31 protein-coding genes and 1 pseudogene are annotated in these 25392 nt (G+C 71.2%); 15 read left to right on the top strand and 17 right to left on the bottom strand.

All coding sequences use genetic code 11. The annotated features are described in order from the left end of the window. From AB0J40_RS40215 to AB0J40_RS40200, 4 genes are all read left to right on the top strand, one after another. Nucleotides 1-642: FAD:protein FMN transferase (locus AB0J40_RS40215; RefSeq protein WP_364464583.1), on the top strand; the 642-nt coding region annotated here is incomplete at its 5' end. Beyond that, nucleotides 642-1199: a ferric reductase-like transmembrane domain-containing protein gene (locus AB0J40_RS40210; protein WP_364464581.1), complete on the top strand. Its 558-nt coding sequence runs from the start codon at nt 642-644 to the stop codon at nt 1197-1199. The genes AB0J40_RS40215 and AB0J40_RS40210, both read left to right, overlap by 1 nt. Further along, complete coding sequence (locus AB0J40_RS40205; protein ID WP_364464579.1) at nt 1196-2326, top strand: NADH-ubiquinone oxidoreductase-F iron-sulfur binding region domain-containing protein; 1131 nt, start codon at nt 1196-1198, stop codon at nt 2324-2326. Before AB0J40_RS40210 ends, AB0J40_RS40205 begins: the two co-directional genes overlap by 4 nt. Beyond that, nucleotides 2323-2517, top strand: a complete 195-nt coding sequence (locus tag AB0J40_RS40200; RefSeq protein ID WP_364464577.1) for a ferredoxin — start codon at nt 2323-2325, stop codon at nt 2515-2517. The genes AB0J40_RS40205 and AB0J40_RS40200 overlap by 4 nt, the downstream gene beginning before the upstream one ends. A 3-nt stretch (nt 2518-2520) precedes the next feature. Here AB0J40_RS40200 and AB0J40_RS40195 read toward each other — a convergent pair whose 3' ends face one another. Continuing rightward, on the bottom strand, nt 2521-3360 hold the full coding sequence (locus AB0J40_RS40195) for a hypothetical protein (RefSeq protein WP_364464575.1): 840 nt from the start codon (nt 3358-3360) through the stop codon (nt 2521-2523). A 109-nt stretch (nt 3361-3469) separates the two neighbouring features. Between AB0J40_RS40195 and AB0J40_RS40190 the strand changes: the two genes are divergently transcribed. Both AB0J40_RS40190 and AB0J40_RS40185 read left to right on the top strand, forming a co-directional pair. Beyond that, nucleotides 3470-4207: a Sir2 family NAD-dependent protein deacetylase gene (locus AB0J40_RS40190; RefSeq protein ID WP_364464573.1), complete on the top strand. Its 738-nt coding sequence runs from the start codon at nt 3470-3472 to the stop codon at nt 4205-4207. Next, nucleotides 4204-4689, top strand: coding sequence for a GNAT family N-acetyltransferase (locus tag AB0J40_RS40185; protein ID WP_364464571.1), 486 nt, complete (start codon nt 4204-4206; stop codon nt 4687-4689). Before AB0J40_RS40190 ends, AB0J40_RS40185 begins: the two co-directional genes overlap by 4 nt. Nucleotides 4690-4713: 24 nt before the next feature. Here AB0J40_RS40185 and AB0J40_RS40180 read toward each other — a convergent pair whose 3' ends face one another. After that, entirely contained in the window at nt 4714-5919 is a 1206-nt protein-coding gene (locus tag AB0J40_RS40180; protein WP_364464569.1) for a glycosyltransferase, read from the bottom strand. Between the two features lie 256 nt (nt 5920-6175). Here AB0J40_RS40180 and AB0J40_RS40175 point away from each other — a divergent pair, with 256 nt between their 5' ends. Next, nucleotides 6176-6499, top strand: a complete 324-nt coding sequence (locus AB0J40_RS40175) for an STAS domain-containing protein (protein WP_364464567.1) — start codon at nt 6176-6178, stop codon at nt 6497-6499. Between the two features lie 8 nt (nt 6500-6507). Here AB0J40_RS40175 and AB0J40_RS40170 read toward each other — a convergent pair whose 3' ends face one another. The 6 genes from AB0J40_RS40170 to AB0J40_RS40145 form a co-directional block, all read right to left on the bottom strand. Continuing rightward, a complete protein-coding gene (locus AB0J40_RS40170; RefSeq protein ID WP_364464565.1) occupies nt 6508-6816 on the bottom strand; it encodes a protease inhibitor I42 family protein in 309 nt (102 codons plus the stop codon). Further along, entirely contained in the window at nt 6813-7226 is a 414-nt protein-coding gene (locus tag AB0J40_RS40165) for a hypothetical protein (protein WP_364464563.1), read from the bottom strand. The genes AB0J40_RS40170 and AB0J40_RS40165 overlap by 4 nt, the downstream gene beginning before the upstream one ends. Nucleotides 7227-7236: 10 nt before the next feature. Then, complete coding sequence (locus tag AB0J40_RS40160; protein WP_364464561.1) at nt 7237-8355, bottom strand: C1 family peptidase; 1119 nt, start codon at nt 8353-8355, stop codon at nt 7237-7239. Nucleotides 8356-8469: 114 nt separating this feature from the next. Beyond that, nucleotides 8470-8781: a hypothetical protein gene (locus AB0J40_RS40155; RefSeq protein WP_364464559.1), complete on the bottom strand. Its 312-nt coding sequence runs from the start codon at nt 8779-8781 to the stop codon at nt 8470-8472. Between the two features lie 197 nt (nt 8782-8978). Continuing rightward, on the bottom strand, nt 8979-10664 hold the full coding sequence (locus AB0J40_RS40150; RefSeq protein ID WP_364464557.1) for a protein kinase: 1686 nt from the start codon (nt 10662-10664) through the stop codon (nt 8979-8981). A gap of 35 nt (nt 10665-10699) precedes the next feature. After that, nucleotides 10700-11650 (bottom strand): SDR family NAD(P)-dependent oxidoreductase, encoded by a 951-nt coding sequence (locus tag AB0J40_RS40145; RefSeq protein ID WP_364464555.1) that lies wholly within the window; start codon nt 11648-11650, stop codon nt 10700-10702. Between the two features lie 102 nt (nt 11651-11752). On the opposite strand from AB0J40_RS40145, the gene AB0J40_RS40140 reads away from it, so the two are divergent. From AB0J40_RS40140 to AB0J40_RS40130, 3 genes are read left to right on the top strand one after another with little or no spacing between them, the layout of a single operon-like run. Further along, complete coding sequence (locus AB0J40_RS40140; protein ID WP_364464553.1) at nt 11753-12298, top strand: DUF6069 family protein; 546 nt, start codon at nt 11753-11755, stop codon at nt 12296-12298. Next, nucleotides 12295-12720 (top strand): nitroreductase/quinone reductase family protein, encoded by a 426-nt coding sequence (locus tag AB0J40_RS40135; RefSeq protein WP_364464551.1) that lies wholly within the window; start codon nt 12295-12297, stop codon nt 12718-12720. The genes AB0J40_RS40140 and AB0J40_RS40135 overlap by 4 nt, the downstream gene beginning before the upstream one ends. Before the next feature lie 49 nt (nt 12721-12769). Continuing rightward, a complete protein-coding gene (locus tag AB0J40_RS40130; RefSeq protein ID WP_364464549.1) occupies nt 12770-14359 on the top strand; it encodes a hypothetical protein in 1590 nt (529 codons plus the stop codon). Nucleotides 14360-14387: 28 nt separating this feature from the next. Here the strand turns inward: AB0J40_RS40130 and AB0J40_RS40125 are convergent, their stop codons facing one another. The 6 genes from AB0J40_RS40125 to AB0J40_RS40100 form a co-directional block, all read right to left on the bottom strand. Beyond that, on the bottom strand, nt 14388-15191 hold the full coding sequence (locus AB0J40_RS40125) for an ABC transporter permease (RefSeq protein ID WP_364464547.1): 804 nt from the start codon (nt 15189-15191) through the stop codon (nt 14388-14390). Further along, nucleotides 15188-16159, bottom strand: coding sequence for an ATP-binding cassette domain-containing protein (locus AB0J40_RS40120; RefSeq protein WP_364464545.1), 972 nt, complete (start codon nt 16157-16159; stop codon nt 15188-15190). The genes AB0J40_RS40125 and AB0J40_RS40120 overlap by 4 nt, the downstream gene beginning before the upstream one ends. A 79-nt stretch (nt 16160-16238) precedes the next feature. Next, entirely contained in the window at nt 16239-16748 is a 510-nt protein-coding gene (locus AB0J40_RS40115) for an OsmC family protein (protein WP_364464543.1), read from the bottom strand. Between the two features lie 75 nt (nt 16749-16823). Next, the gene (locus AB0J40_RS40110; RefSeq protein WP_364464542.1) at nt 16824-19109 is read right to left on the bottom strand and encodes a M4 family metallopeptidase; all 2286 of its coding nucleotides are present in this window, start codon (nt 19107-19109) and stop codon (nt 16824-16826) included. Nucleotides 19110-19427: 318 nt separating this feature from the next. After that, entirely contained in the window at nt 19428-19943 is a 516-nt protein-coding gene (gene msrA / locus AB0J40_RS40105) for a peptide-methionine (S)-S-oxide reductase MsrA (RefSeq protein WP_364464540.1), read from the bottom strand. A gap of 91 nt (nt 19944-20034) precedes the next feature. Beyond that, on the bottom strand, nt 20035-20241 hold the full coding sequence (locus AB0J40_RS40100) for a 4-oxalocrotonate tautomerase family protein (protein WP_364464538.1): 207 nt from the start codon (nt 20239-20241) through the stop codon (nt 20035-20037). Nucleotides 20242-20330: 89 nt separating this feature from the next. On the opposite strand from AB0J40_RS40100, the gene AB0J40_RS40095 reads away from it, so the two are divergent. Together AB0J40_RS40095 and AB0J40_RS40090 are read left to right on the top strand one after the other, a co-directional pair. Then, the gene (locus AB0J40_RS40095; protein WP_364464536.1) at nt 20331-21029 is read left to right on the top strand and encodes a TetR/AcrR family transcriptional regulator; all 699 of its coding nucleotides are present in this window, start codon (nt 20331-20333) and stop codon (nt 21027-21029) included. 132 nt (nt 21030-21161) lie between these two features. Further along, entirely contained in the window at nt 21162-21545 is a 384-nt protein-coding gene (locus tag AB0J40_RS40090) for an STAS domain-containing protein (RefSeq protein WP_364464534.1), read from the top strand. A gap of 397 nt (nt 21546-21942) precedes the next feature. Here the strand turns inward: AB0J40_RS40090 and AB0J40_RS40085 are convergent, their stop codons facing one another. Beyond that, entirely contained in the window at nt 21943-22809 is an 867-nt protein-coding gene (locus AB0J40_RS40085; RefSeq protein ID WP_364464532.1) for a LysR family transcriptional regulator, read from the bottom strand. Between the two features lie 87 nt (nt 22810-22896). On the opposite strand from AB0J40_RS40085, the gene AB0J40_RS40080 reads away from it, so the two are divergent. Then, a complete protein-coding gene (locus AB0J40_RS40080; protein ID WP_364464530.1) occupies nt 22897-23343 on the top strand; it encodes a nuclear transport factor 2 family protein in 447 nt (148 codons plus the stop codon). 1 nt (nt 23344) lies between these two features. Here AB0J40_RS40080 and AB0J40_RS40075 read toward each other — a convergent pair whose 3' ends face one another. Next, entirely contained in the window at nt 23345-23650 is a 306-nt protein-coding gene (locus tag AB0J40_RS40075; RefSeq protein ID WP_364464528.1) for a hypothetical protein, read from the bottom strand. A gap of 125 nt (nt 23651-23775) precedes the next feature. Between AB0J40_RS40075 and AB0J40_RS40070 the strand changes: the two genes are divergently transcribed. Both AB0J40_RS40070 and AB0J40_RS40065 read left to right on the top strand, forming a co-directional pair. After that, on the top strand, nt 23776-24696 hold the full coding sequence (locus tag AB0J40_RS40070; RefSeq protein WP_364464526.1) for a hypothetical protein: 921 nt from the start codon (nt 23776-23778) through the stop codon (nt 24694-24696). A 69-nt stretch (nt 24697-24765) separates the two neighbouring features. Further along, nucleotides 24766-25203 (top strand): L,D-transpeptidase, encoded by a 438-nt coding sequence (locus AB0J40_RS40065; protein WP_364464524.1) that lies wholly within the window; start codon nt 24766-24768, stop codon nt 25201-25203. Here AB0J40_RS40065 and AB0J40_RS40060 read toward each other — a convergent pair. Continuing rightward, a pseudogene (locus AB0J40_RS40060) lies at nt 25158-25392 on the bottom strand (hypothetical protein); the annotation flags it as partial. The gene AB0J40_RS40065 and the pseudogene AB0J40_RS40060 sit on opposite strands and share 46 nt — an antisense overlap.

Genomic DNA, 25392 nt, shown 5'->3' with positions numbered 1-25392 from the left:
CGAGCGCGGCCGCACGCTCCGGGCTGCTCGACGGGATGCCGCGGTACCCGGTCGGCTGCCGAACCGATACCCGCGCCGGGGTGGCACCGCGTCCTCTTCGACCCGGCCCAGCGCCTCGTCGTCCTCCCTCGTGGCGTGCACCTCGACCTCGGCGCCACCGCGAAAGCCCTCGCCGCCGACCGCGCGGCGCGGCGGATCCACGCCTCGCTCGGCTGCGGTGTCCTCGTCAACCTCGGCGGCGACCTGCGCACGGCCGGCCCGGAACCCGCCGGCGGCTGGCAGATCGCGCTCGGCGACGACCACGCCGAGGCCGTCGTCCGGCCCGACAGCACCGTCGCCCTGCACCGCGACGGCGCCCTCGCCAGCTCCGGGACCACCCGGCGGCGGTGGCGGCACGGCGGCCGGACCGTGCACCACATCGTCGACCCGCGCACCGGGGACGCCGCCGAACCGCGGTGGCGCACCGTGACCGTCGCCGCGAAGTCCACTGTGGACGCCAACACCGCGAGCACCGCCGCCGTCGTCCTCGGCACGGACGCGCCCGGCTGGCTCGCGGACCGGCGGCTGCCCGCGCGGCTCGTCGGCGTCGGCGGCGACGTCGTCACGACGCCCGGCTGGCCACGCGAAGGGAAAGCCGCCTGATGTGGTACTTCAGCCGCGCGACCGGCCTCGTCTCGCTCGTGCTCTTCACCGCTGTCGTCGTCCTCGGGGCACTCGGCGCCGGCCGGTTCGCGACGCGGGCGTGGCCCCGCTTCACCGTCGCCGCCGTGCACCGGAACCTCGCGTTGACCGGCGTCGCGTTCCTCGTCGCGCACATCGCGACGGCGATCCTCGACGGCTACGTCTCGCTGAGCTGGCTCGACGTGCTCGTCCCGTTCGGCTCGGGCTACCGGCCTTTGTGGGTCGGCCTCGGGGCCGTCGCGATCGACCTGCTGCTCGCGATCGTCGTCACCAGCCTGCTGCGCACGCGCATCCCCGCGCGGGCTTGGCGCGCCGTGCACTGGCTGGCCTACCTCTGCTGGCCCGTCGCGCTGGTGCACGGCTTCGGCATGGCCGAGGACGACACCGCGTACGGCTGGATCGTCGCCCTGGACGCGCTGTGCGTGCTGGCCGTGCTCGGCGCCGTCGCCTACCGCGCCACCCGCCGGGACGCCGTCACCGCGACCCGCAAGCTCTCGCCGCTCGGAGGCACCCGATGACCATCCTCCCGCCCCACCGCCTCGACCTGGCAGGGCACCGGCGCCGCAACGGCGTCGTGCCGTGGGTCGCCTACCACGGCGAAGACGGCCGCGACCGGCTGATCGAGGCCGTCGCCGCGGCGGACCTGCGCGGCCGCGGCGGCGCCGGCTTCCCGACCGCGCGCAAGCTGCACGCGGCCCGGAAACCGCGTTCGATCGTCGTCGCGAATGGATGCGAAGGCGACCCGCTCAGTCACAAGGACGCCGCGCTGCTCACGCTGTCGCCGCACCTCGTGCTGGACGGCCTGCAGCTGGCCGCGCACGCCACCGGCGCCACCGAGACTGTCCTTTGTGTACACCAGGGCAGCCCGGTGCTCCCGGGCGTCCTGGCGGCGCTCGCCGAACGCGACGACCGCGTGCCGGTGCGCGTCGAGGAGGTCCCGCGCCGGTACGTCGCCAGCGAGGAGACCGCGCTCGTCCACCACCTGACGTCGGGGGACGCCTGGCCGCTCGGCAAGTCGCCGCGGCCGGACGAACGCGGGGTGCGCGGCCGGCCGACGCTCGTGGACAACGTCGATACGTTGGCACAGCTGGCATTGGTGGTCCTGCAGGGGCCGCAGCACTACCGGGCGGCGCGCACGGACCTGGTCACGGTGACCGGTGCGGTCCGGCGGCCGGGGGTCGTGGAGGTGGCGGCGGGAGCGTCGTTGTCGGGGGTGCTGGCCGCGGCGGGTGGTGAGTGCGAGCCGGTGCGGGCGGTGTTGTCCGGCGGCTACGGCGGGACGTGGACGGCGGACTTCCGGTCCGGGCTTTCGGGGATTTCGGCGGTGTACGCGCTGCCGGCCCGGACGTGCGGGCTCGAGTACACGGCCAAGGTCCTGGCGTTCCTGGCGGCCGAGTCGGCCCGGCAGTGCGGACCGTGCATGTTCGGCCTCCCGGCGATCGCGGCGGACTTCGCGGAGCTGCTCCGCGGCGGCCCCGCCACGGACCGGCTGGCCCGCAGGCTGCCGCTGCTCACCGGCCGCGGGGCGTGCGCGCACCCGGACGGCGCGGCCCGCCTCGCGGCGAGCGCGCTAGGCGTGTTCGACGCCGACGTGGCAACGCACGCGGCCGGCGGCCGGTGTGGGGTCCTGGAGCGTGTCGCATGAGGGTGACAGTGGACCCGATCGGGTGCCGCGCGCACGGGCTGTGCGCGGACCTGCTGCCGGAGGCCGTCCGGCTCGACGAGTGGGGCTATCCGGTGGTGGCATCGGAGCCGGTACCGCCGGAGCTGGTGAGGGAGGCCCGCCGAGCGGCGGCGGCCTGCCCGGCGTTGGCCTTGCGGCTGCGGAAGGACTGAGCCTCAGACGGCGGTCGCCAGACTGGAGGCCGGGTTCGCTTGTTCGCACGCGTGTGCCCACGAGCACAGCTTCTTGCACCGGTCATCGACCATGCGGTCGAGATAGCCGTCCGGGTTGTGCGTCCCGCTCGCGGCGGCCCTTTCCAGCTGGCAAAGGAGCACGGTCTGCTTGCCCTGCATGAAGTCGAGGTATCCGAGCTTTTGCAGGGCAGGGACCACCGCGCCGATGAGCCGGCCGACACATCCCCGGACGCGCGGATTCTCGTCGCGGCTCCACACACCGTAGAGGCGGACCGCTACGGACCGCAGGGCGTCCTCGGTGCTCGGGTGCGCAAGAGTCATTCCGATGAGGGCGTCGATCAGGAGAAGTTTCGTCTTGGGACAGAAATCCGGATTCCAGTCTCCGTCCACGGCGCTCGGCCAATGCAGGGAGTGGCAGGAGTTCAGCCGATGTGCGTTGCGGCACAGCAGCTCCGCGGCGACCAGCTGTGCGTTGCCGGTCGACCTCAAGGCGGCATCGATGACCAGCACAGCCGTCTCGGGAGCCACTTGCGGTTCATCCTCCGACCACAGGTTGACCAGGAGCGCGACCGCGAGTTCGGCGTTGTCGAGCTTCGTGAGGGCGAGAAGACCGGACACTACCGCGGCGGGATCGGCCGGATTGTCGTCTTTCGCCGAGAACAATTCTCCGGCTCGCATCGCCGCGTCCAGCCTCAACCGTGCTTCCTCGTCGGCGTGTTCTTGGCGGAGCCGGCGGTTCGCCTGCCGGGTGGTGAGCACGCTGACCAGGACCCCTGACAGAGAGACCAGCGCCGTCAGCACGCCGACCGATACCGCATTCACAGAATTCCTCCTTGGCTTTCCCGGTGAGTCGCCGCAGGGCGCCTCGGTGTGACACCTCCGCGGGAAAACGGGTCGTCGGGGCGCCCGATCGGTCGTTAACCTCCGAACCATGAAGCTCATCGACCGGATCCGCGGTGCCCGGCTCGTCGGCGTGCTCACCGGGGCCGGGATCTCCACCGCGTCCGGCATCCCCGACTACCGCGGTCCGGACGGCGTCTGGACGCGCGAACCGAGTGCCGTCAACGCCTTCACGCTCGAGAACTTCATGGCCGATGCCGACGTCCGCCGGGAGTTCTGGCGCAGCTACCGCGGGCACGCGGCCTGGCGCGCCGAGCCGAACGCCGCCCATCGGGCTCTCGCAGACCTCGACGGCGGCGGTGTCGCCGTGCGCGTGCTCACCCAGAACGTCGATGGCCTGCACCAGAAAGCCGGCCTCGCCGCGCGGAAGGTCCTCGAACTGCACGGCAGCATGCACACCACCCGCTGCACCGCCTGCGCGGCCCGGTTCCCGACCACCGAGGTGCTGGAGCGCGGCGACGACGACCCGCGGTGCGCCCACTGCGGCGGCATCCTGCAGCTCGACGTCGTCCTTTTCGGACAGACGCTGGACGGCGAAGTCCTCGGCCGCGCGCGGAACGTCGCCGCGGCGAGTGAGGTGTTCCTGGCCGTCGGCAGTTCGCTGCAGGTGGAGCCGGCCGCGTCGCTGTGCACCGTCGCCGTGCGGGCCGGGGCGACGCTGGTGATCGTCAACCGCCAGCCCACGCCGTACGACGAGGATGCCGCGTTCGTCCTGCGCGACGACATCGAGACGGTGGTCCCGGAACTCTGCGCCGCGGTCCGCGCGTGATCCGCGAAGCCCGCGACGGCGACTGGCCGCGGATCTGGCCGATCGTCCACGACGTCGTCGCCGAGCAGCGGACGTTCGCCTACGACCCCGCCATGACCGAACCCGAGGCCCGGCGGCTCTGGCTGCTCGAGCCGCCGGCCCGGGTGGTCGTCGCCACCGACGGGGAGCGGGTGACGGGCACGGCGAACATGTACGCCAACCGGCCGGGGCCCGGGAGCCACGTCGCGTCCGGCAGCTTGATGGTCGCGAAGGAGGCGCGCGGCACGGGGGTCGGCCGCGCGCTCACCACCGACCTGGTCGCCTGGGCGCGGCGGAGCGGGTTCGCGGCGGTCCAGTTCAACGCGGTCGTCGAGGTGAACACCCCGGCGATCCGGCTGTACGAGAGCCTCGGGTTCGTCACGCTGGGTACGGCGCCGGGCGCGTTCCGCCACCCGGAACACGGCGACGTCGGCCTGCGCATCCTGTGGCTGGACCTGCGCTGACGACGGCCGCCGGGAAACCGGCACTCAGGCGGACGCGAGCGGCGCCGTCGCCAGCAGGTGACGGGCCGCCACGCTCACGCCGTCCGCACGCACCTTCCCCGAGAACTCCCGTGCCCGCGTCGCCACCTCGGGCCGCAGGGCCACTTCGAGTGCCGACGTCATCGATGACGCCGTCGGCACGCCCGGGTCGGTCGCCGCGCCGAGGCCGAGGGTGCGGATCCGGCCCGCGAAGTAGTGCTGGTCGTACATCTGCGGCACCACCACCTGGGGTGCGCCCGCGCGGGCGGCCGTCGTCGTCGTGCCCGCGCCGCCGTGGTGGACGACCGCCGCCACGCGCTCGAACAGCGCCTGCTGGTTGACCTCGCCGATGCCGAGGCAGTCGGGCGCGTCGGCGGCGACGAGGTCCGCCCACCCGCGGGCGACGACCGCCCGGCGTCCGTGTGCCCGCGCCGCGGCGAGCGCGGCTCCGGCGACCTCGCCCGGCGCGCGCATGCTGCCGAACCCGAAGTACACCGGCGGCTTGCCCGCGTCGAGGAACTCCAGCAGCTCGTCCGGCAGCGGCCGCTCGTCCGGCCAGATCCAGGCCCCCGTCTGGACGATCCGCGGGTCGCCCGGCTCGGGCCACGGCGCCAGCGCGGCGTCGGCGGCGAGCCACGGCCGGTCGCCGAACACGTGGCCCGGCAGATCGCCGACCGGCGCCTGGCCGGCGGCCGCCCGGTGTTCGTTGACCTTGCCGCCGAAGAAATCGTTCCAGCGCCGCGCGTCTTCGTCCCAGAGGGCGCGGTTGTCCTTTTCCCCGGGCGTCCGCCACGGAATCGGCGGCGGCGCGTGCAGCTCGGACGGCAAGGTGATCGGGCAGAAACTCGCGTAGACGTAGGCGGCACCCAGTCGCTGCGCGATCGAGCGGGTCGCGAACTGCAGGGCCCCGCCGGCGACGAGGACGTCACGGCCCGCGGCGGCGACGGAGATCGTCTCGAACTGCGTCGTGACGGTGTCCTCAGTGGACTTCCGGATCTGTTCGGGCGTCGATTCGCCCTGGTGTGCCGACGCGGTCGAGCGCAGCTCGGGGCCGATCGGCACGACGTCGAAGCCCAGCTCGTCGAGCCAGTCCCGGAAGTCGGGCGGCACGCACAGGCGGACGTCCTGCCCGAGCGCTCTCAGCTCCGAGGCCAGCGCGAACATCGGCTGCACCTCGCCCCGCGAGCCGATCGTGGACAGCAGCACACGCATGACGGAATCCCCTCGGCGGAAAATGGTGAGCCCGAATTGTGGACCCGCACCGGGGTCTTGCCACAAGCCCCGGGGTCGGCTATACCTTGAAATGGGGAGAGGGAAATCTTCGGCGGTGAGCGCCGCCCGGAAGCCGGTTTTCCGTTGATCGACAGGGAACCGTGCCGCTCTCAGCCTGCACCCGCACCGGGGTCTGACGTAACCTTTGACGAAGAACCCGGACCGGTGGGAAAAACCCGGTCGGCAGGAGGTCGGGATGACACTTCGCAGCGTTCTCCTCGAAGACGAGGTCATCCTGTCCGTCGACGGGCTCTTCGACGGCGCTCTGGCCCCCAGTTACCACCGCGCGGTCGAAGACGCCTTCGCCGCCGGGGTCCGCCGGGTCGTCGTCGACCTGACGATGGCCACGGCGGTCGACGGCGGCGGAGCGGCGGTCCTGGCCGCGACGGCGGCGGGCTGCGCGGCGCGGGACACCCACCTGATCATCGCGATGCCGCGGGGCGTCGAGGCCGAGATCAGGGACCCGGCGCAGGTCAGGCTGCTGTTGCGCAGCTTCGAACCCTGGCGGGACGCGGGCTGACGACCGGGTCAGCGGACCCGGACCGTCAGGCGGAACCGGCGCAGCTCGGTCTCCGGCGCCCACGGGCGGGCGTGGCGGGCCACCAGCGTCGTCTCGCCCGGTGCGTCCGCGTGCAGGACGAACCGGTGCTCGCCGGTGGCGCCGGCCCGGTCCGTCGCCGGGTGGCGGGTTTCCGCCACCACCCGCAGCGGCGGCTCCGGACCGTCCAGCACCCACTGGTAGCCGGTGCCCGCGTTCTCGGGCAGCCGCAGCTCGAGCCGCTCGCCGGGCGCGACGTCGGCCGCCGCGCCGTCGGCTTCGAGCGTGAGCACCTTCACCAGAGGTAGATCTCGTGGATCAGCCCGTCGGTCGCCTCGGGGTAGGTGATCGAGCCGGCCAGCCGCCCCGAGGAGGCGAGGGCCAGCAGGGCCTCGTGCACGCTGTCGCTGTTCGTCGCGAGGCGCTTCCAGCCGACGCCGTCGACGTAGGCGTAGCCGTTGCGGTCGGAGTTGTTGGTCCAGAGCGCCAGCACCTTCTTGGCCGACTGCCAGGCCGTGGCGGTCGCGGCCGGGGCGGACGTCTGCGGCGCGCCCGGCGGGCTGAGCACCGGGGCCACGCTCGGCTCCGCGGTCACGGTCGTCGTCGCGGCGGTCAGCTGGTCGGGGGTGAGGGGCTGGGGTGCGTTGTCCGGGCTGGCGCCGGGTGCCACCGCCGCGGGCGCGGCGGACGGGCTGGTCGATGCGGCCATCTCGCGGCTCCTAGAAGACGTAGGTCTCGATGATCGTGCCGTTGTTGTTGAACGCGTTGACCGGACGGCCGCCCTGCTTCGCGACGACGAGCTCGGTGAGCATCGCCTTGTTGACCACCTCGTCGTCCGCGGCGAGGTGCAGCCAGCCCAGGTCCTTGAGGTAGGCCCAGGTGTTGCGGTCGGAGTCGTTGCTCCACAGGCCGAGCACCGACGTCGAGCCGGTCCACGAGCGCAGGTTCACCGCGCCGACCTGCTCCACCTGCCACGTCTCGATGCCGCACTCGCCGTAGCCGATCCGGAAGAAGCCGGCGTCGCCCCAGCCGGTGCTCCAGCTGTTCTTCGCGATCCAGCAGCCCTGGGCGTCGTCGTAGCCGACGAGCGTGACGCAGTGGCCGCCGGCCAGCGCGCCGGTGACGTGGCGGTACACGCCCGTCCGGTACGAGAAGAAGTCCTGGTACACCAGGAAACACGCGATCAGCGCGCCGCACGAGGCGAGCTTTTCCTTCATGGCGGCCGGGTTGCCGGTCAGCGCGGCGTACGACGGCGTGGTCGCGAGCCGGTTCGGCCAGTCGGCGTTCAGCTTGGCGCCGGACCGGTTGCGCGGGCTGTACGGGAAGTAGTCCTCGTAGGTGATGCCGACGTCGTGGCAGGCCTTCAGCGCCCGGTCGGGCATCCAGCCGGTGTCGCAGGTCGCGCCGTCGTTCGCACCGTGGGTGTAGAACAGGTGCGCCTCGGACAGGTCGAGCTTGAGGCCCGGCTGGCCGCGGGTGAACGCGGCGACCGTCTCCATCGCGGCGACGGTGCCGAACGAGACGCACGAGCCGCAGTCGCCCTGGTCCTTGACCGGCGTGACGTAGTCGGCGCCGCCGGCGCTGCGGCTGTCGAACTGCGCGGGCGCGCCGGCGCTCGCGCGGCCGGCTTCCCCGGCGGCGAGCGACTTCGCCCGCGATTCCAGGTCGCGCCGGTCGCTTTCCGGCGGGAGCGGCACACCCAGGCGGTGGCGGCGCTGGTCTTCGTCGAGAATGGTCATGGAGTTCTCGCCCATGACCCACGGATGGCCCTGTGCGGCCAGTTCGGTGCGGACCCGGTCGAGCTCGACCGGCGACGCGGGGGTTGCGGGATCGGCCATGATGACTCCCCAAAGTCGGTGGCGCTGTGCCCGACCCGTTGTACGCCGGGGCCGGCTGCGGTCACCAGTGCTGTCATCCCTTTGCCGAGGAGTGAGTTTTGTGGCGCGGGAGAGTCAGGAGATCTCGATGTTTCCGCCGGTTCCGGGATTCGTTTCCCGCGGCAGTTCTTCGGCGAAGATCGTCTCGATCTTCCGGGCCGCGGTCCGCAGTTTCGCGACGCTCGCGACGAGCAGCAGCAGGACGGCGGCGGGGACGACGAGCAGCACCGGCGGCCAGCCCGCGACGACGACCACACCGGCGGAGATCAGGGCGAACGCGAGGAAGAGCGTCCTGGCGACGACGCGCGGCCACGCGGGCAGCGGCTTGGCGTGCCGCCCGCGAGGTGTTCCGGAAACCGGCCGCGCGAGGGCAGCGTGGACGCTCATCAAGGACCTCCGAGGAGTCGGGTACGGGGTTTCCCGGCGGGAGTGCCGGAGCCGGAACGCAACCGGGCGGACACGTCGTGTGTGTCGGGTCGCGGCCGGTTCCGGTTACGGCTCGTTATTGGTTCGAGTCCGAATTCGGGAAAACAATTCCGCGCTATTCGCGGACGGTTTCCGGCACCAGGGCCGTTGGACCCGGATCACGCCCGGCCGGAGGTCCCGGGGCCCTTGCCCTTGCCGTGGTTGCGGGTGCGTTGGGGGTTGGCCGGCTTCGCGGGCTTCGGCTTGTCGTCGTGGGTCACGGCGGCGGGTTCGAGTTCGGCGGACTCGGTGGAGCCGGCGGCCGGACCGGGGGTCCCGGAGGCGGCGAGGGGCGTGGAGGAGGGGGTGGCGGGTGCGGGCGAGCTGGGCGCCGGCCGCTGGGCGGGGGTGGTGGTGCCGGAGTCTTCGGAGGTGAGGACGAGAGCGGAGACGGCGACGACGGCGGCGGCGGTCAGCCCGGCGGCCGCGGTGAACCGGCGGCGGTGCGCGGGTTCGCCCAGTGGCGGAAGGCCGAGGGCGGCAAGGATCTTCCGCGGTGCGGCCGGGTGGGGCCGGCGGGTGTCGGGCACGGTGGGAGCGGGGGAGCGGTGCCCGGGCACGCCGGCTGCCGGGGAATCTAGTGGGGCGCGCCCGCCTGATCCGCCCGGGTCGCCGGGCACGCCGGCTGCCGGGGAAACTAGTGGGGCGCGTTCGGCTGAACCGCCCGGGTCGCCGGGCACGCCGGCTGCCGGGGAATCGAGCGGGACGCGCTCGCCTGATCCGCCCGGGCCGCCGGGTATGCGGGCGATCTCGCCTCCGGAATCGAGAACGTGCTCGCCTGAGCCACCCGTTCCGGCGCCACTGGCCGCCGCGAGGTGAGTTCGTCTTCCGCCGCTCGCCGGCGCCGCGCGGTGGCGTCTCAACACTTCGCCGAGGCGGCCCGCGGGCCACGGCCGCGTCGGGACAGGGCCGTGCAGCAGCTCCCGGACCTCGGCCGCCGTCGGGCGGTCGGCCGGTTCGCTGCGGGTCATCCGGCGCAACGTGTGCGCCAGTGACGGCGGCAGTCCGTCCGGGATCCGCGGGGGCCGGGTCAGCCGCGCCATCGCCGCCTCGACCATCGTGCCCGGGTATTCGCGACGGCCCGTCACGCACTCCAGCAGGATCAGCCCCAGCGCGTACACGTCCGCCGGCGGTCCCGCCCGCTCGCCGCCGACCTGCTCGGGTGCCAGGTACGCCGCCGTGCCGGGGACCACGCCCGTGCCCGTGATGTGCGTCGTGTCGAGGGCGTGCGCGATGCCGAAGTCGCCGATCAGCGGGCCGTCCGCGGACAGGAACACGTTGGCGGGCTTGAGATCCCGGTGGACGACGCGCCGGGCGTGCACGTGGGCCAGCGCCTCGGCCAGCCCGTCGGCCAGCTCCGTCACCTCGGCCGCCGGCAGCGGGCCGGCCAGCAGCCGCTCCGCCAGGTTCTCGCCCTCGACGAGCTGCATCACCAGGTACGTCCGGCCGTGCTCGGTGCCGCTGTCGAGCAGCGCCACCACGCCCGGGTGGGTGATGCTGCCCTGGATGCTCATCTCGCGCAGCCGGCGCCGCTGGTCGAGCGCGACGGCGTCCCGGTCGTAGATCTTGACCGCGACTTCGCGTTGCAGCCGCAGGTCGTAAGCGCGGTAGACGCGTGCCGTCCCGCCGCTGCCGACCAGTCTGCCGACCTCGTACCGCCCGGCCAGCAAGCCGGGCGGACGGTCGTCGTCGAGGGAACGTGGGGCGGCGGTGAACTCGCCGAGAGCGAAGCGCGCACACGTGACGTCCGCGTCGCCCGTCGGCGCGTTCCCCGTTCTGCCGGCTTCGTCGGCCACGGCCGCCATGTACCCCGATCCCGTGCGGGGCAAACGTCAAAAGATCACGCGAAAGCGTCCACCCCGGTCAGCTCCGCCGACAGCGTCCACAGGCGACGGGCCTCGCCGCGGTCCACGGCGTACCGGCGCACGCCCGACTCCGCCAGGCCTTCGGCGTTCTCGGGGGCGAGCTCGGCGACGTCGCAGTCCTCGAGGTAGAGGCCACCTTGCCCGGCGAGCTGGGGTGACGTCGCGGCCCAGACCGTCGTCGCCGCGCCCTGCTCCGGCGTCTTGAACTTCACCAGGTAGTTGCCGGCTTCGTCGATCCAGCCGCGGGCGATGTGCTCCTCCCGGGACAGGTGCCGCTGCAGCGGCGTCATGATGCCGCCGGGGTGCAGCGCGAACGCGTGGACGCCCTTCTCCGCGCCCAGCTCGTCCAGCCGGACGGCGAAGAGCACGTTGGCCGTCTTGGCCTGCCCGTAGGCCGCCCACTTGTCGTAGCCGCGCTCGAACTGGACGTCGTCCCAGCGGATCGGCGAGTAGTGGTGGCCGCGCGAGGACAGGGAGACGACGCGGGCGCCGTCGGCGACGGCCGGCCACAGGCGGTTGACCAGGGCGAAGTGCCCGAGGTGGTTGGTGGCGAACTGGGCTTCCCAGCCCGGGCCGACGCGGGTCTCCGGGCAGGCCATCACGCCCGCGTTGGCGATGAGCAGGTCGATCCGCCGTCCGGTGGCCAGGAAGCGGTCGGCGAAGGCGCGGACGCTCTCGAGGTCCGCGAGGTCCAGCCGGTCGACTTCGACGTTGTCAGCGCCTTCGCTGACCGCCTCCGGACGGCGGGCCGGGACGACCACGTGTGCGCCGGCGTTCGCCAGCGCGCGGGTGGTTTCGAGGCCGATCCCGGAGTACCCGCCGGTGACGACGGCGAGCTTCCCGGAGAGGTCGATGCCCGCGAGGGCCTCGGCCGCCGTCGTGGTGGCGCCGAAACCCGAACCGATCTTGTGCTGTGCGGTGGTCATGCCCCGACGCTACGAGCTGGAGTGCACTCCAGCGCAAATCGCGGACGCGGCCGAAAGAGGGGACAATCGGGGGCGAGAGGCAGCCGACCCAGGAAGGCTCTGATGTCCGACTACTACGGGAACCAGCCCCAGGACGTCCGCCCGGGGATCGACGCACGCCGGCTGTGGGCGGGCGGGGTGGCGACGGCGGTGATCGCGGCCCTGCTCGCGGTGGTCGGCTTGCTGATCGCACGCGGCGTCTTCGAGGTCGAAGTGCTGGCCCCAAAAGGCGAGGGCGTCTGGGGCAACGCGAGCACCACGACGTACGCGCTGGTCGCCGCCGCGGTGGCCCTGCTCGCCACCGGGCTGATGCACCTGCTGAGCGTCGCCACGCCGGCGCCGTCCCAGTTCTTCGGCTGGATCATGGTGCTGGTGACGTTGATCGCGGTGGTGCTGCCGCTGACGTTGACGGTCGCGCCGAGCGCGAAGATCGCCACGGCGGCGATCAACCTCGTCATCGGGCTCGTCATCGCCGCGGTCGTGAACAGCATGGCGGCCAGCGCCCGGACGCTGCACCGGCGCCGCACGAGCCAGCAGAACGCCGCGCCGCCGCCGACCCGGCAGTACCCGCAACAGCAGCCCCCGCCGACCCGCTACTACGACCAGTGACCGTCGTGGACGTCCGGGAGACGAACCGCCGCGTGATCGAGCAGTTCCGGGCGGGCGGCGAGGTCGACGGCATGCACCGCGAGCGGCTGGTGCTGCTCACGACGACGGGCCGCCGGTCGGGCGAGCCGCGCACGGTCCCGATGATGTACCACCGCGACGGCGACCGGCTGCTGGTGGTGGCCTCGAACATCGGCGCGCCGAAGCACCCGGACTGGTACCTGAACCTGGTGGAGGATTCGCGGGTGAAGGTGGAGGTGGACGGCCGCGAGTTCGAGGCGGAGGCGTTGCCCCTGCTGGGCGCGGACTACGTGCGGATGTGGAACGAGCTGGAGAAGCACTACCCGTTCCTGGCCGACCACCAGGCGAAGGCCCGGCAGGCCAAGCGGGTGATCCCGATCGTGGAGCTGTCCGAAGAGGACTGAGAGCAGGTCGGTGAGGACAGTCCGTATCAAGTTCGAGGACACGGACGACTTGGTCGACGTGACCGAGAAGCCTGCCCTGAGTGGCCTTGATGACTTGAACGAGTTCGAACACGCGCTCGTGGATGCAGCACGAACAGGTACAACTCTGGAGTTCAGGGGCTCCGACGTCGTTGATCCAGTCGAAATCAGCGGCTGGAACCACACGATCCGTGCGCAGCTGTTACGTGAGCTGGTACTCGGAAGACGTGGTCCCGTGGACCCCCGAGGAGTTCGTGCCAACGGGTTCCGGATCGTCGGCGTGCTCGATCTCGACAACGTGGACGCGTGCGCAGGAATGAAGCTGACCGAGTGTCATTTCACTGAAATGGTCACCGCTTGGAACGCACGACTGCCTTGGCTTGACCTGTCGTCGTCGGAGCTTCCTGGGTTTCGAGGAGACCTCAGTGAGATTGAAGCGGGGCTCTGGCTGAACGGCGCGGTCATCGTCGGTGCAGGTCGAGGAGGAGCTATCGATCTCACTGGTACCACGATCAGGGGACCACTTGACCTCAGCAACGCGCGGGTCGCCAACGAAAGTGGGGTGGCGATCCGAGCTGTTGGACTCGATGTGAGCGGCGACCTCTCGATGTCCGGTGCCGAGCTGAGTGGATTTGGCAGTCGAGGGGCGGTTCAGCTTTTCCGTGCCCACATCGGTGGCGTCCTTGTGATGAGATCTACGCGGATCACGAATAGTGCGGGCAAGGCAGTCCACGCCGGTCAGCTCAGGGTCGACGGGAACCTGAGATGCGAAGGGGCGAAGATCTCCGGTGACAATGAAGTCGGTGGCGCTCTTTCTCTTCTGGGTGCGTACATCGGCGGTGACGCGATGTTTCTCAACAGTGAAATCCTCAATCGCTCCGGACTGGCTCTCGATCTTGAGCATGCAGAAGTGGTGGGTAAGATATTCCTCGTTCGTCGTGGTCTGTGTCCGAGGTCTGACGGCGAAACTTGCAAAAAGTCAGCGTTCATCGATCTGAACGGCTTCAAGTTCGGTGCGCTGGAGTCATCGCCTGGAGAACCGGTAGCGTGGCAGGATTGGCTCCACATTATTCGCTATCACACCAAGTCCTACCGCCCCGGGCCATATCAAGTGCTGGCGAGCTCTGAGCGTAGCGCGGGGCACGATGGCAACGCCAGAAGAATTCTCATTGCGCAGCAGAAAGACATTCATCAGCGTGCGCCGCACGCTTTGGGAAGTTGGCTGGCTCGGTGCTCCCACCGGCTTTGGGGAGTGCTGGCGGGGTATGGCTACCTTGCACGACGAACTGCCGTGGCGTTGGTCTTCGCCATGGTGACAGTAGGTGCGCTCGGAGTGTGGGCAGGCCGGGTCGCCGATGGTCGGCACCACGTTGCAGAACGCGTGATTTCCTTCGGATCATCATACGGTCAGCCGTGCAGCGTGATCGAACTCGTGGGGCTGGGTCTTGATCGCGGGCTTCCACTGGCTTCAACCGGTGTTCGTGCGCGATGCGACCTCAATCCCGATACGAATTGGGCGGCGGCTTTCACCATCGTGATATGGCTGCTTCAAGCGGCGATCTGGGGGCTCGCGACACTTGCGCTCGCTGGTTATACGGGCCTGGTCAGGAAGCCCACGTGAGCTTCCCGACCACGCCCAAGAGACGGTGCTACTTGCTCGCCACCCGGCGGTACTTGGCCGTCGCCAGGGGAGCGAACACCGCGATGATCGCCACGCAGCACAGGATCGCGTACAGCGCCGCGTTCTCCGCCGGCCACCCCGTCTGTGCCGGGCCGAACCGGTTGCCGAACAGGTCCCGCGTCGCGTTGATCACCGCCGTGAACGGGTTCCAGTCCGCGATCGCCTTGAGGAACGGTGGCAACGTCCCCGTCGGGACGAACGCCGAGGAGATGAAGCTCAGCGGGAACATCCAGATCAGCCCGAGGCTCTGCGCCACCTCGACGCTGCGCGCGGCCAGGCCGATCAGCGCGCCCACCCAGGACAACGCCCACGCGAACATCAGCATCACCAGGTAGCCCAGCAGCGCGTCCCAGAAGCTCCCGCGGATCCGCCAGCCCACGATCAGCCCGCACGCCGACATCACGACCAGCGCCACCACGCTGACCACCAGGTCGGACGTCGTCCGGCCGAGGACCACCGCGAGGCGGGACATCGGCAGCGACCGGAACCGGTCGATGATGCCCTTCTGCAGGTCGTTCGCGAAGCCGATGACCGTGAACGCCGAGTTGAACGCGACCGTCTGGGCGAAGATCCCGGCGATGAGGAACTCGCGGTAGGCCGCGCCGCCCGCTTCGCCGCCGATAGCGTTGCCGAAGACGTACGCGAACAGCAGCACGAACATGATCGGCTGCAGCGTCGCGGCCATCAGCCAGTCCGGGTTGCGGCGGACGTTCATCAGGTTGCGCCACGTGATGATGCCGCCGTCGGAAATGCCCTTCGCGAGCGCGTTCACTTCGCCACCTCCTCGGCCGGCGAAGCGCCGTGGCCGGTCAGGGACAGGAAGACGTCGTCGAGCGTCGGCCGGTGCAGGGCGACGTCCTGGACGGCGATGCCCTGGGCATCGAGCCGGCGCAGGGCTTCGATGAGGGCCTTCGGCCCGGTGTCGACGAGGATCTCCGCGCGCCGCGTGTGGTCGTCGCCGGCCGGCTCGCCGGTGCCCACCTCGCGCAGCACCTCCAGCGTCGCCGGCAGGTCCGCGGGCGAGGCGACGACCAGCTCCAGCCGTTCGCCGCCGATCTGGGCCTTGAGCTCGTCGGCCGTGCCGCGCGCGATCACCCGGCCGTGGTCGATCACCACGATGGAGTCAGCCAGCTGGTCGGCCTCTTCGAGGTACTGGGTGGTCAGCAGCACGGTCGTGCCGTCGGCGACCAGCTCCTTGATGACGCCCCACGTGTCGAGCCGCCCGCCCGGGTCGAGGCCGGTGGTCGGCTCGTCGAGGACGACGACGGTCGGCTCGGCGACCAGCGCGCCGGCCAGGTCGAGGCGGCGCCGCATGCCGCCCGAGTAGCCCTTCGCCGGCCGGTCGGCGGCCTCTTCGAGCGCGAACCGCGCCAGCAGCTCCCGGGCGCGCGCCCGGGCCGCGGATTTCCGGCGTCCGTAGAGCCGCCCGACCATGTAGAGGTTTTCGAACCCGGTGAGGTTCTCGTCGACGGCTGCGTACTGCCCGGACAGCCCGATCCGCTGCCGCACTTCGTCGGGCTGGGCCAGGACGTCGTACCCGGCCACGCGCGCCGACCCCGAGTCCGGCCGCAGCAGCGTCGTCAGGATGCGGACGGTGGTGGTCTTCCCGGCGCCGTTCGGGCCGAGCAGGCCGAGCACGCGCCCGGCCGGGATGTCGAGGTCGACGCCGTCGAGCGCGCGGGTCGACCCGTAGGTTTTGACGAGCCCGCGCACCTGGACGGCGCTGTCCGGTTCCGGCATGGCGGTTTCCCCTCTCGGTGACCCCGCCAAGCTAGGCCAGTGCGTCCGGTTTGTCCTCCGGGTTTCTCCCTGAGCCGGGTCAGTTCGCCGAAAGCGTGACCGCGAACTCCGGCGGCGTCCGGAGCGTCTGGAAGACGACGCAGTAGCGCTCGGTCAGCTTCTTGAGCGTGGTGAGCTGCTCTTCGGAGGCGTCGGTGTCCAACGCGAACGACAGCCGGATCGCGCGGAAGCCCACCGGGGCGTCCTTCGCGACGGCGAGCGTGCCGCGGAAGTCGAGGTCGCCTTCGGCGCGCACGCGGCCGCCGCGCACCTCGAGCCCCAGCGACGTCGCCACGGCCCGCAGCGTCACCCCGGCGCACGCGGCGAGCGCTTCCAGCAGCATGTCGCCCGAACACGCGAGGGTGCCGTCGCCGCCCGTGGCCGGGTGCAGGCCCGCCTCGACGACCGCGCGGCCGGTTTCGACCTTGCAGGAGATCCCGAGGCCGTCCAGCTCGGCGTCGGCGTGCAGCGTGACGAGCGCGCTCTCGGGCTGCTCGCGGTACTTGTCCTTCAGCGGGGCCTGGGTCGCGCGCAGCTCTTCGGTGTCCATGGGGCGATTCTGCCCCGGAAAACGCGGAAACGGGGAGGCCGGGAATCCCGGCCTCCCCGCTTCAGCGGTTCAGTTTCAGCTCAGGGTGACGGCCACGTCGTCGATGACGAACGAGGTCTGCAGCGAGCTGTCTTCGGTGCCGGTGAACTTCAGCGCCAGGGTGCCGCCGGCGGCCGACGAGACGTCGATCGTCCGGAGGGTGTACCCGGAGGCCTTGTTCAGGTTGGAGTAGCTGCCCAGCGTCGCGCTGCCGTTGGTGACGGTCAGCTTGTCGTAGGCGGTGGTGGTGGTCGTTTCCGCGGTGTCGATGTGCAGGTAGAACGTCAGGCTGGCGTGGCAGCCCGCCGGGATGCTCACCGACTGGGCGATCGACTCGGTGTGCGTCGAGCCGTACCCGTCGAGCCAGGACGAGTAGGTGCCGCCGTGCGCGGCCTCACCCTGCGAACCCCACTGGCCGATCGAGCCGGTGGTGCCGGTCCAGCTGCCGCTGCCCGACTCGAAGCCGCCGTTGACGATCTTCTGGCCGGAGCAGCCGCCGGTGGTGCCGACGGTCCAGGTGAACGACGCCGTGCCGGTCTTGGCCGCCGCGTCCTTCGCCGTCACCGTGACGTTCGAGGTGCCCGCGGTGGTCGCGGTGCCCGAGATCGTGCCGGTGGAGGCGTTGATCGACAGGCCGGCCGGGAGACCGGTGGCCGACCAGGTGTACGGCGCGGTGCCGCCGCTCGCCGAGAGCGGGAGGTTGACCGAAGCGCCGGTCACGGTGGACTGGTTGCCCGGGTTGGACACGGTGACGGTGCCGGTCGCCGAGCAGGTCGGGTCGGCCGACTGCGCCGGCACGCTGATCGCGTCCCACGCCGCCTTGACGGTGTTGAACTCGGTGCAGCTGCCCGGGAACAGGTTCTTCGCCGCGGTCAGCGTCCAGGTGCGGTACTTCAGGTACGAGCTGCTGGAGGTCTTGAGCAGCATCGCGTTGTAGAAGATCTTCAGCGCGGTCTGCACGCCGAGACCGGTCACCGTGGAGCTGTTGCAGGTCGAGCTGGTCGGCTGCCCGTTGGTCGGGTTGGTGCCTTCGGCCAGCAGGTAGAACCAGTGGTTGCCGGGGCCGGCGGCCGCGTGCACCTCACCGTTGGGGACGGAGCTGTCGTAGCAGTTCTTGTCGCCCAGCGCCGACGGGTTGTACATGTTGCGGATCGGGCCGGAGCCGACGAGGTTGACCTGCTCGCCGACGAGGAAGTCCGGCACGTCGTACGGGGACGGCTCGTTGGCGAACCACTCGGTGGAGGCGCCGAAGACGTCCGCGACGAACTCCTGCGTGCCCGCGCCCGAGATGCCGCCCGGGGTGTGGTCGTCGATGCCGTGGCCGTGCTCGTGCGCGACGACGTCGATCGAGCCGATCCAGCCGCCGGCGGTGTTCTTGCCGATCTGGACCTGGGTGCCGTCGTAGTAGGCGTTCTGGTCGTTCAGGCCGACGCGGATCGGCCAGCCGCCGCCGTTGCCGTCGAAGCTGTTGCGGCCCAGCCACTGCGAGAGCATCTTGTTCTCGGTCTGGGCGGCGAACAGCGCGTCGACGCAGCCGGTTTCGCGGTTGCTGGCGGTGCCGTTGCCCCAGAGGTCGTCCGGCCCGCTGAAGGTGGTGTTGTTGGCCGCGTCCTGGCAGGACGTGTTGGTGATCGTCGGGTCCTTCAGCGAGTACGTGCTGCCCGAGTGCGTGGTGTCTAGGTGCACCGGGTTCGGGCCGTTCCACGCGCTGGTGCCGTCACCGTTGAGGACGTGCTCCTGCGTCTTGAGCACCTTGCCGGTGGCGGCGTCGACGATGACGTCGAGCCGGCTCGGGCCGTCGGCGTCGCGGCCGACGACGGTGCTCTTCCACGCCAGCGCCGGCGTACCGAGCGCGTAGACGACCTGCTGCGCGGGGCTCACGCTGTCCACGGCGGACAGCTGCTGCCGTGCGGTCGCCTCGGCCGCGGCCTTCGTCACCTTCGCGCCGGTCGTGGCGACGTTGATCGTCTGGTCCTGCGCGACGGAGGTGCCGAGCACCTGACCCGTCGAGTTGGTCGCGACGACGAAGTCGCCGCCGACCACCGGCAGGCCCTTGTAGCTGCGCTCGTACGGGATGTACTGCAACCCGTTGGTGGCGGAAATCGCTTTCTGGGCCAGGAAAACGTCGTCCGCGCTGGCGTGCAGCGCGGCCGGCCTGCTCGCCACCAGGCCGGCGGCCGCGGTCGCGGCCTGGGCCACGGCGCTCGGGGCGGCGGCGGGGGTGGCGTTCGGGGTGGGTTGTGCCTGTGCGGTGCCGGTGATGCACAGCGCGCCGACGAGCGCGCCGGTTGCCGCCAAGACGACAGGACGTCTCAGATCCATCGAGGAATTCCCTCCGGGCAGGGTGAACCAGGCCCGGGGTCGAGGCCGGGCCGGATCCAAGGGGACGAGAGGTGGTGCAATGGAACGGAAATCAGAATCCGGTGCCGGAGGCTCGTGAACAAGCGACTAACGTACGGTCTTATCTATCGGACGCAATACTTCCCAAAAAGGACATTCCGCGCCATTGGGATCGGTACTGCCGACTGTCCATTCAGGACTGGACGGAGATCACCGCCGTTCGGGTGATCTTTCCCGCGTCCGAAACGGCGAAGGCCCCCTCGCCGGGATCGGCGAAGGGGCCTTCTTGGTACGACTGTGTCAGGCGGTCGTCTCGCGCTTCGGGAGCTTCCAGCCCGGGCGCACGAAGTGGCAGGTGTACCCGTTCGGAATCCGCTGCAGGTAGTCCTGGTGCTCCGGCTCGGCCTCCCAGAAGTCGCCCACCGGGCTGACTTCGGTGACGACCTTGCCCGGCCACAGCCCGGACGCGTCGACGTCGGCGATGGTGTCTTCGGCGACGCGCTTCTGCTCGTCGTTCTCGAAGAAGATCGCCGACCGGTAGCTCAGGCCGATGTCGTTGCCCTGGCGGTTCTTCGTCGTCGGGTCGTGCACCTGGAAGAAGAACTCGAGCAGGTCGCGGAACGTGGTCTGCGCGGGGTCGTAGATCACCTCGATGGCCTCGGCGTGCGTGCCGTGGTTGCGGTAGGTGGCGTTGGGGACGTCGCCGCCGCTGTAACCGACCCGGGTCGAGATCACCCCGGGCTGACGGCGGAACAGCTCCTGCATGCCCCAGAAGCAGCCGCCGGCCAGGACGGCCCTTTCGGTTGACGTGGTCACGGCGTCACTCCTTCTCCTCGTGTGGTGCTGCCACCTGTACAACTTCGGTGGTCAGCCGATGATTCCACGGGAGTCTTACGAGAGCGTGACGTCACCCCGCCTGCAGCTTCGCGAGGGTGAGCACCTCCCCGCCGATGCCCCAGCCGCCGTCGGCGACCTCTTCGACCAGCACCATCGTGTTCGCGCGGGCGCGGTCGCCGTAGATCTCGGCGTAGAGGTCGGTGGCGCGGGTGACGAGTTGCTCCTTCTGTTCGGCGGTGAGGGTGCCGGCGGGGACCTTGAAGTTGGCGAACGGCATGGGTGCGTCCTTCGATATCGTTGTTCTCGACTTGACGAGATCGACGCTAACACGAGTTCTGGATCGTCGCTACCCTTATCTTGATATCAATGGTATCCGCTGGTAGCGTCGCCGAGGTGGACGTGCGGACGCGAATCCTGGAGGCGGCGGCCGAGCTGCTGGCGCGCTCGGGCGAGTTCTCCACGCGGGCGGTCTGCGAGGCGGCCGGGGTGGGCGCGCCGGCGCTGTACCGGCAGTTCGGCGACAAGGAGGGTCTGCTCGCCGCCGTCGTCGACCACGCCTTCGAGGCGTACCTCGCCGGCAAGCGGGCCGCGCGGCCCTCCGGTGATCCGGTGCAGGACGTGCGTGACGGCTGGGACAACCACGTCGCGTTCGCGCTGGCGCACCCCAGCCACTACCGCGTGCTGTACGCGGGCCTGTCGACCCCGCCGGGAGCGGCGGCCGAGGCGCACGGGCTGCTGCTGGCGGTCCTCGAGCGCTGCGCGGCGGCCGGGCGGCTGAAGGTGCCGCCCCCGCTCGCCGCGCAGATGGTGATGGCGGCCAACGCCGGCGTCGCGCTGTCGATGATCACCCGGCCGGAGCTGTACCCGGATCCGGAGTTTTCCGTGCGGGTGCGGGAAAGCGTGCTCGCGGGGATCCTCGCGGAGACACCGCCGGAGCCCGACGGCATCGCGGTGACGGCGACGACGCTCGCGGCCCGGTTGACCGGCGCGACACCGCTGTCCCCGGCCGAGCTGACGATGCTGCGGGAGTGGCTGGGGCGGCTGAGCGTCCACAGTGGACGCTGAGCCGGACGGCCGCGCCGGTTGGGCCGTTCGCTTGCGGCGCCGGGTTTCTTCGCGGCTGACACGGCCGTCGCGGGGTGGCGGTGGGACGATGAGCCGGGGCCGTCCCCCGAACCGGCCCCGGGGAGGCACGCGATGCGCGAGCACGACGGAGCCGTGCCGGAACGAACCAGCGGCGTGCTGGTCATCGAAATCCGCGGCGAGCTGGACATCGACACCGTGCTTCGGTGGACGACGCTGATCGAAGCGGCGCTTTGCGAACTGCCGGCGCCGCACTTGCTGCTGCTGGACCTGGCGGCGCTGGAATTCCTTTCGGCGCGCGGAGCGAGGGGCGTGCTCGAGGCCGTGGAGTGCTGCCGGGACCGCGGAATCGACGGTTGCTTGATCGTCCGGCCGGGGAGTGTGGCCGACCGGGTGGTGCGGTTGACGGGGTTGGGCGAGCGGGTCCGCGTGTTCCCGAACCGGCTCACGGCGATCGCGGCCAGCCAGCCGGTGGCGGTGCGGTGGTTGCCGGGCTGAGGGTCGCCGTGCTGCTGCCGGCGTGGGGGTCGCTGGGCTGCTGCCGGCTAGCGGCGGTGCGTTGGCTGCCGGGCTGACGCCGCCTACCCGTCGCGATCCGCCGGCAGCGGTGCGCTCGGCTGCCCCGCCTCCTCGGCGCGCGCCCACAGCCGACAGCCCGCGGCCCCGCGGGCCGCGGCTGGCTGGTGGTGGTGCGGCTGGCTGGTGGTGGTGCGGCTGGCTGGTGGTGGTGCGGCTGGCTGGTGGTGGTGCGGCTGGCTGGTGGTGGTGCGGCTGGCTGGTGGCGGCGCGCTGCCTGCCGGGCTGACAGCGGCCGTCGGGCACGACAGCCGCCGGGCTGCTGCCGACAATCCGCCGTGGTCGGCCAGCGCGGTGGCCGTCCAGCCCCTCCCACCCATCAAGCCGGTTCGCGGACCAGCTCGGCCGCCGCTTCGGCGAACGTCCGCACCCGTGCCGTCGCCGAACCCTCCCGCCACACGAGGCCCCACTCCAGCCGGGGCGCGTCGGCCAGCGGGACGTACGCCACGTCCGGCCGCGGGTAGTACCGCCGCAGGTGCGCGCCGACCGGCAGCACTCCTTCCCCCGCCCCGGCCAGCGTGAGCAGCTCCTGCAACCCCGCCCGCGGCCGCGTCACCGCGTCTGGGGCGTGCTCGTCCAGCCACGGGTCCGGCAGCGCGCAACGCAGCACTGTCACCCGTCCGAGGTCCGAAACAGGCACCGTGTCGCGCCGGGCGAACGGGTGATCCGCCGCCATCGCCAGGAACCGGCGCTCCCGCACCAGCACCGGGCCGGTGACCAGGCCCGGGCCGGCCGGCGGGAGCCCGGCCAGCACCACGTCCACCTCGCCCTCGCGCAGCCACGGCACGACCTCGGCCGGGCGCACCTCGCGGAACTCGACCTCGCAACCGGGCGCCCGCCGCCGGAACAGCTCGGCGACGCCGGCCAGCAGCTGCCCGCCCGCGGCGTCGCCGAACGCGACGCGCAGCGTGCCGGTGACCCCGCGCCCGGCCTCGACCGCCCTGGCCAGCGCCGACGAGACCGCCGCCCACGCCGGCCCGAGGTCGGCCAGGAGCTGCCGCCCCAGCGGCGTCAGCTCGACGCGGCGGCTGGTCCGGGCGAACAGGGGCGCGCCGATCCGCCGTTCCAGCTTCCGGATCGTCTGGCTGACCTGCGCGGTCGACACGCGCAGCCGCTCCGCCGTGCGGCCGAAGTGCAGCTCTTCGGCCAGCGTCAGGAACGACTCGACCTCGCGCGTCTCCGCCACTGTGCCCCCAGCATCGTCAACTCGTGCTTAACGATCGTCGCACAGAAGCGCGTTGATCAGCCGTGCGGGCGCCGCGAGGCTGACGGCATGGACCTCCACGACCGCACCGAAATCATCGACGCGCTGTACCGCTTCGGCCTCGGCCAGGACCTCAAGGACCGCGAGCTGTTCGCGTCGTCGTTCGCCGCCGATGCCGAACTGGACTTCCGCCCGGCGGCCGCCCGCTGGGGCGCGGAGCCGCCGCTGATGACGGGCCGCGACGCGATCGTCGACACGATCCTCGCGCTGTTCGAGGGCCGCGTCGACACGACGCACCAGGTGACCAACCCGCGCGTCACCGTCGACGGCGACACCGCGCGGCTGACGGCCCTGGTCGAGGCGCAGCACCTGCTCAGCGCCGACCACGGCACGCACGCGCTGCTGAAGAACCGCTACGACGTCGGCCTCGTCCGCGACGGCGACCGCTGGGTCATGCGCCGGGTGGTGATCGAAAACGCCTGGTACACCGGCGATCCGGCCGCCATCTTCGGCTGAGCTATTCGCCGCGCATCGACCGCCGGATCTCGGCCAGCCGGTTCTTCGCCGCCTGGTCGCGGTCCGCGATCTTCTTGTCGAGGGTCTCGGCCGTGTTCTCCGTGCCCAGCCCGGCTACTTCCACCGAACCGACCGACGTGTTGTACCGGTTCTCGATCTTGTCCCGGACGAAGTCGAAGCTCGGCACGCCGCCCGCGCTGTAGTCCGGGTCCGGCAGCGGCGGCGAGGGGATCGCGAGCGCGGCGGTCGGTGTCTCGTCGACGAGCTCACCGTCCACGACGTTCGCATCGTCTTGGGGCTTGTCCATCTCCCGACTTTAGCGCCGGGGTGGGCACTCCCGCCGGTACCGCAGTGGGTAATTCGGCCGTGGGGCGGCCCGGCCGGCGTGGGAAATGCTCTACGCGCACAGCCGGTGTCCGGAGGGAGCAGACCATGAGTGCCGGGGCCTACCGCGCCGAAACCACGGAAATGGGGACGGTCGCCAAGGCGGTCGAGGAAGTGGGGTCGTCCTTCCTGTCGACCACGCGCGACCTGGAAGGCCTGGTGCTGGACGCGTTGTCGTTCGCCGGCATCGGCAGCGGGGTGGCCGCCGCGAACTCGGCGTTGCACTCGACGCTGGGCAGCGCGCTGCAGAAGTTCCTGAGCCTGATCACCAACGTCAACCAGAACGTCCAGACGGCCGCGAACGCCTACAACGCCGCCGACTCCGACGTCGCCCAGGCCTACGGCGGCGGTCAGGCGCAGGGCGGGCAGGGCGGTGGGGGAGCGGCGGCCGCGGCGGCGCCGCAGCAGCTCGACCCGCGCGTGGTCGACTCGATCATGCGCTCCGAAGGCGCGACGGGCGAGCAGGGCGGCGTGCCCGAGGCGTACGGCTTCCGGCAGAACATGCACAACGGCTACGACCGGATCATCGCCGCGCGCGAGCAGTACGGCATCGGCAGCGCGGAGGAACGCGCCGTCGTCTCGGACCTGATGACGGCGAACGCGCGCACGGCGGGCGCGCTGAACTTCACCGACCCGGGCACCCAGGCCGCGATCATGTCCGGCGCGCACATGCGCGGCGCCGGCGGCGTCCGCGCGATCCTCAACCACATGGCGGGCGACGACATCGTCCGCAGCTCGCGCACGCTCAGCGACGCGGCGATCCAGCACGCGCAGGGCCTCACGCCCGAACAGTTCCAGCAGGAGTTCCACGACGCGCGCATCGAGTACGACCGCCAGATCTACGGCGACACGACCACCCGCCAGGGTGGGCACACCGCGAACTGGTGGGACCGCTACGGCAACGGCCTGACCCAGCGCTACGACCGTGAGCAGAACGAGTTCCTGCGGTTGTCGCAACCGCGGGACTGATTCCCGGTTCGAAGATCGGGAGACTGGGCACCCTACATCGTGTAGCCGAACGACAACGGGAGGCACACGATGAACCGGAGGATGATCGCACTACTGGGCGGGGTCGCCGCGCTGGCGGGGACCGTGGCGTTCGCGGGAACGGCCGAAGCGGCGTCGACGCCGTGCAGCGCCGAAGCGAAGGCCTGCGTCCAGCGCAGTTCGAATACGGCGTGGCTGACGGACGGCGCCGGGAACGTCACCTACGGCGGCGTCCCGATCACCGTCGGGCTGGCGAAGTACCCGACGCCGTTGGGGAAGTTCCACGTGCAGTACAAGGACATCGACCACTACAGCAAGCAGTACAACGGGCCGATGCCGTACTCGGTGTTCTTCACGAACACGGGCGTGGCGTTCCACCAGGGCAGCCTGAAGGTGAAGTCGCACGGGTGCGTGCACCTTTCGCACGCGGCCGCGGTGATGTTCTACAACTCGCTGCAGCCGGGTGACGTCGTCGAGGTCGTGCGCTGATCCGTCCCGTGTGGACGGTCGAGCAGCACGCCGGCGACGGCGCCGAACACGAGGTGGTCCAGGACCTGCGGGGCGTGGGGAAGCGCCCGCTCGGACCACTTCATGTGCACGTCCGTCAGGAACAGGTCCTCGGCGAACAGGTCCTGCGAGCGGTACCGCCGCGCGAAGTCCGTCGCCGGGTAGATGAGC

The organism is Amycolatopsis sp. NPDC049691 (assembly GCF_040675005.1).
In the GTDB taxonomy this organism is placed as follows: Bacteria; Actinomycetota; Actinomycetes; order Mycobacteriales; family Pseudonocardiaceae; genus Amycolatopsis.
This window is presented reverse-complemented; position numbering and strand designations above follow the sequence as displayed.